General features: G+C 52.7%; 1 pseudogene. It reads right to left on the reverse strand.

Annotation, left to right across the window (positions count from 1 at the left end):
- Positions 1-12: 12 nt before the first annotated feature.
- Positions 13-653 (reverse strand): annotated as a pseudogene (locus tag R8N49_RS27870) (fructuronate reductase); the annotation flags it as partial.

Here is a 653-nt window from a genome sequence, read left to right on the forward strand (position 1 = left end):
CGTTAACTCCTATTACAACGCAGCGACGCTGGCACGATCACCGTTATCAATCAGCGATTGGTAAGCACTGCTCACCGCATCAATCACTTGTGGGTTTTGACCAAGCTCTGCAGGGAAGATGGCTTCAACCGCGAGCAACGCAGGCACAACAGAAACGTTCAAGCCGTGTTGGTCGCAGATCTGACGTAGTGTCTCTGCCATTGGATCGCGAACATCAATGTCGTTGCCTTGCTCGTCCACGCCGGATACGTAGCGCATCCAACCTGCAATCGCTGTTGCCAACCATGAGAAGTTAGAGCCTTGAGCAAGGTGGAATCGTAAGCTGCCACCCATGCGTTGCGGGATCTTCTGGCTGCCATCCATCGCGATTTGCCATGTTTTGTGTTTCAAGCTTGGGTTAGTGAAGCGCTCGATAAGCAGCTTGGCGTAGCCTTCTAAATCAGTGCCTTCTGGCATGGTCAGCGAAGGGGCTTGCGCTTGCATCATCATGTCGAATGCCGCTTTACGGTAGCCTTCATCTGTCATGGTGTCAGAGATGTGCGCGTAACCGCCAAGGTAGACTAGGTAGGCTAGGAACGAGTGGCTACCATCAAGCATGCGCAGTTTCATTTCTTCGTAAGGCACAACGTCGGCAACAAATTCTGCGCCAGCCA

The organism is Vibrio sp. 1978 (assembly GCF_033344345.1).